This is a genomic window from Sinomonas sp., from assembly GCF_051955515.1.
GTDB lineage: Bacteria > Actinomycetota > Actinomycetes > Actinomycetales > Micrococcaceae > Sinomonas.
Genome location: NZ_JBQCGQ010000195.1, coordinates 1 through 3,115, shown reverse-complemented (window position 1 = coordinate 3,115; position 3,115 = coordinate 1). Strand labels below are relative to the sequence as shown.

The 3,115-nt window shown below is 69.9% G+C and carries 4 protein-coding genes; 1 reads left to right on the top strand and 3 read right to left on the bottom strand.

Translation table 11 applies throughout. From position 1 onward, the window contains the following. Positions 1-104: 104 nt before the first annotated feature. From ACTHL9_RS11285 to ACTHL9_RS11275, 3 genes are read right to left on the bottom strand one after another with little or no spacing between them, the layout of a single operon-like run. A complete protein-coding gene (locus ACTHL9_RS11285) occupies positions 105-479 on the bottom strand; it encodes a VOC family protein (RefSeq protein WP_440519145.1) in 375 nt (124 codons plus the stop codon). A 30-nt stretch (positions 480-509) separates the two neighbouring features. Further along, positions 510-1,265 (bottom strand): MerR family transcriptional regulator, encoded by a 756-nt coding sequence (locus ACTHL9_RS11280; RefSeq protein WP_440519144.1) that lies wholly within the window; start codon positions 1,263-1,265, stop codon positions 510-512. A gap of 54 nt (positions 1,266-1,319) precedes the next feature. Beyond that, positions 1,320-1,865, bottom strand: coding sequence for a TetR/AcrR family transcriptional regulator (locus ACTHL9_RS11275; RefSeq protein ID WP_440519143.1), 546 nt, complete (start codon positions 1,863-1,865; stop codon positions 1,320-1,322). Between the two features lie 74 nt (positions 1,866-1,939). On the opposite strand from ACTHL9_RS11275, the gene ACTHL9_RS11270 reads away from it, so the two are divergent. After that, on the top strand, positions 1,940-3,115 hold a 1,176-nt coding region (locus ACTHL9_RS11270; protein ID WP_440519142.1), incomplete at its 3' end, for an MFS transporter.

Below are 3,115 nucleotides of genomic sequence, written 5' to 3'. Positions count from 1 at the left end.
CCGCGGGGCGGGGGGGGGCCGCGGCCCCACCTCTCGCCTATCGCGTGGCCACCTCTCGCCTATCGCGTGGCCACCTCTCGCCTATCGCGTGGCCACCTCTCGCTTCAGTCCTGATGGAGCTGTATCAGGTTCCCGCACGTGTCGTCGAAGACCGCCGTCACGCCGGCCGGCCCCTCCGAGGGCTCCCCCCGGAAGGCGACTCCCGCCGTCGTCAGCCGCTCGTACTCGCCGCGGACATCCGGCGACCCGAGCACGATCGCGGGCAGGCCCTGCTCGTAGACCCCGGTCCGGTACGCCTCGGCCACGGGGTTGTCGCTCGGTTCGAGCAGCAGCCCGAGGCCCGGGGTGCCATCCGAGGAGACGATGAAGAGGTTCGCCTCAGGGACGGCCATGAGGGTCTCGAAGCCGAGGGTCTCGGTGTAGAAGCGATGGGCCGCGGCGGGGTCGGTGACATGGATGCTGCACATCTTGACTCGCATGCGCCCAGCCTAGGGCCGGCGCAGCACGCGCTACAGTTCCCGCGCTGCGTACGCCCGCAGTGCGTCACGGACGAACGTCGCCCCCTCGGTGCCGCCGTAGTTCGCCGCGAACCGCTCGTCGTCGACGTACATCTCCGCTAAGCCAAGCACGTACTCCTTCGCCGGGGCCTCGGGATAACCGGGAGTTCCCGGGATGCTTCCCAGCCAGTCGACGTGCCGCGCAGCGAGGGTCTGGGCGGTGTCGCTCTCGGGCGACGCCCCGCTCACCGCAGCCGCCCGCCAATCTTCCATCAGCCGGGACAGGCGCTCCTTCCAGTCCCGCTGGCCGTCGGGGCCAAGCCCGCGCCACCAGGCGTCGCTGTCCGCATAGGCCTTCGCGCCCCAGCGGGCCTCGACCTCATCCTTGTACTGCGTGTGGTCGAATCCGTCGAACATCTCCTCGGCCATGAGCTGCCCATCTCCTTCCAAATGCTGAATCGTGGATTCCACGGCCCGCGCCTGGCGCGCCAGCAGATCCTGCTCCTGCCGTAGCCACGCGAGGTGCGCGCGCAGCGCTTCGGCCTGGTCCCTGTGGTTCCCGAGGACCTCCGCGACGGCTGGCAGGCCCAGCCCGAGGTCGCGGAGCAGGAGGATGCGCTGGAGCCGCACGAGCGACTCCTCGTTGTAGTAGCGGTATCCGTTGTGGCCGACCCGGCTCGGTTCGAGCAGCCCGATGCTCCCGTAATGGCGCAGTGTCCGACTTGTGGTGCCAGCCAGCCGGGCGACTTCCTGGATGCTCCAGTCCATGCGTTCCTCCTTGCCCTTCGAGGGTAGAAGTTGACGCAGCGTCAAGGTCAAGGGCTAGGCGTTCCGCCCGCTCAAACGGTCGACGACGGCGAGCAGCTCCGCCATCGACGTGCGGAAGGCTTGCTCTGGCCAGGATCCGGCGAGCGACGAGTAGTGGTACAGACCCTCGCCCATGAGCATGACGGCGGTCGCGACGGCTGGGTCTGCGATCTCACGCCGGATGAGCTCAAGCCACGCGGCATCGATCTCCTCCAGGGCGGCGAGGGCACCGACATGCCCGGTCTGCGCGAGGCGGACGGCCGCGATGAAGAAGGCGTCCATATCTGTACCCGAGTTGACGGACGTGCGCACGAAGTACCGCGCGGACCCCTCCGGGTCGGCAGCCATCCGTGCCCTGTCGTCGGCCGCGCAATCGCGGAGCGCCGCCAGCAGCGCATCGGCGAGAGCGTCCTTGCTCTTGAAGTGGTACAGGAGCCCGCCCTTGGAGACCCCGGCCCGTGCCGCAACGGCATCCATGGTCGCCGCCCGCTCCCCCTCGGACACGAGGAGGTCGCGGTACGCGGCGAGGAGGGCATCGCGCGCCTTGGGCGGTCTGGGCATAAGGACACTGTACGTGGCGTTGAAACTAGACCGTCCAGACGGTACAGTTATCTCGTCACGACAAGGAGTCCCCGATGTTCCAGACCAAGCACACCGCCGAGGCCCGCATCGCGCGCGCTGCCCCCGCCGGCACCTCGGCCGCCCGCCGGTGGCTTGCCCTCACGGCGCTCATGTTCCCGGTGCTGCTCATTGCCGTCGACAACACCGTCCTCGCGTTCGCCGTCCCCTCGATCTCTCTGGCCCTTCAGCCGAGCAGCACGGAGATCCTCTGGATTGTGGACGTCTACGCCCTCGTTCTGGCGGGCCTGCTCGTGCCGATGGGCAGCATCGGCGACCGCATCGGCCGCCGTCGGATCCTCCTCATCGGCGCGACGGGCTTCGCGGTCGTCTCGGCCGCGGCCGTGTTCGCGACGTCCGCGGGCCAGCTCATCGGGGCCCGCGCCCTGATCGGCGTCTTCGGCTCGATGATCATGCCGGCCACGCTCTCGCTCATCCGCAACATCTTCGCGGACGCCACCGAGCGCCGCCTCGCCATCGCCATCTGGGCCGCGACCTATTCAGGCGGCGCCGCGCTCGGCCCCCTCGTGGGCGGCGCCCTGCTAGAGCACTTCGCGTGGGGCGCGGTGTTCCTGCTCGCCGTCCCGGTGCTCGTCCCGCTCCTGGTGCTCGCACCGCTGCTCGTGCCCGAGTCGCGCGACCCCTCGCCCTCGCCGGTCGACGCCCCGAGCATCCTCCTGATCATCACGGCCGCCACCGCTGTGGTCTATGGGATCAAGGAGCTGGCGCACGACGGCGGAGCCTCCGCCGCGTTGATCCTCGCCGCCGGGCTGGTCACCGGATGGGCCTTCGTGCGGCGGCAGCTGCGCCGGCCCCAGCCGATGCTCGACGTCCGCCTATTCTGCGCCCCGGCCTTCAGCGCTGGCCTCGCCGCCAACCTTCTGAGCATCTTCTCGCTCGTGGGATTCACGCTGTTCCTGTCGCAGCACCTGCAGCTCGTCGAGGGCGCGTCCCCGCTGGCGGCGGGGCTGTTCATGCTCCCGGGCCTCGCTCTCACGATCGTCACGGGCCTCGCGGCGGTCAGACTCGCGGCACGATTCTCGGCCCCGGCCGTCATGGTCACCGGGCTGCTGTTCAATGCCGTGGGCTACGGCCTGGTGCTCGCCTTCGGCAGGGACGGGTCGCTCCTGGCGCTGCTTGCGGGCTTCGCGGTGGTCGGCGCGGGGGTGGGCCTGGCGGAAACGCTCTCGAAC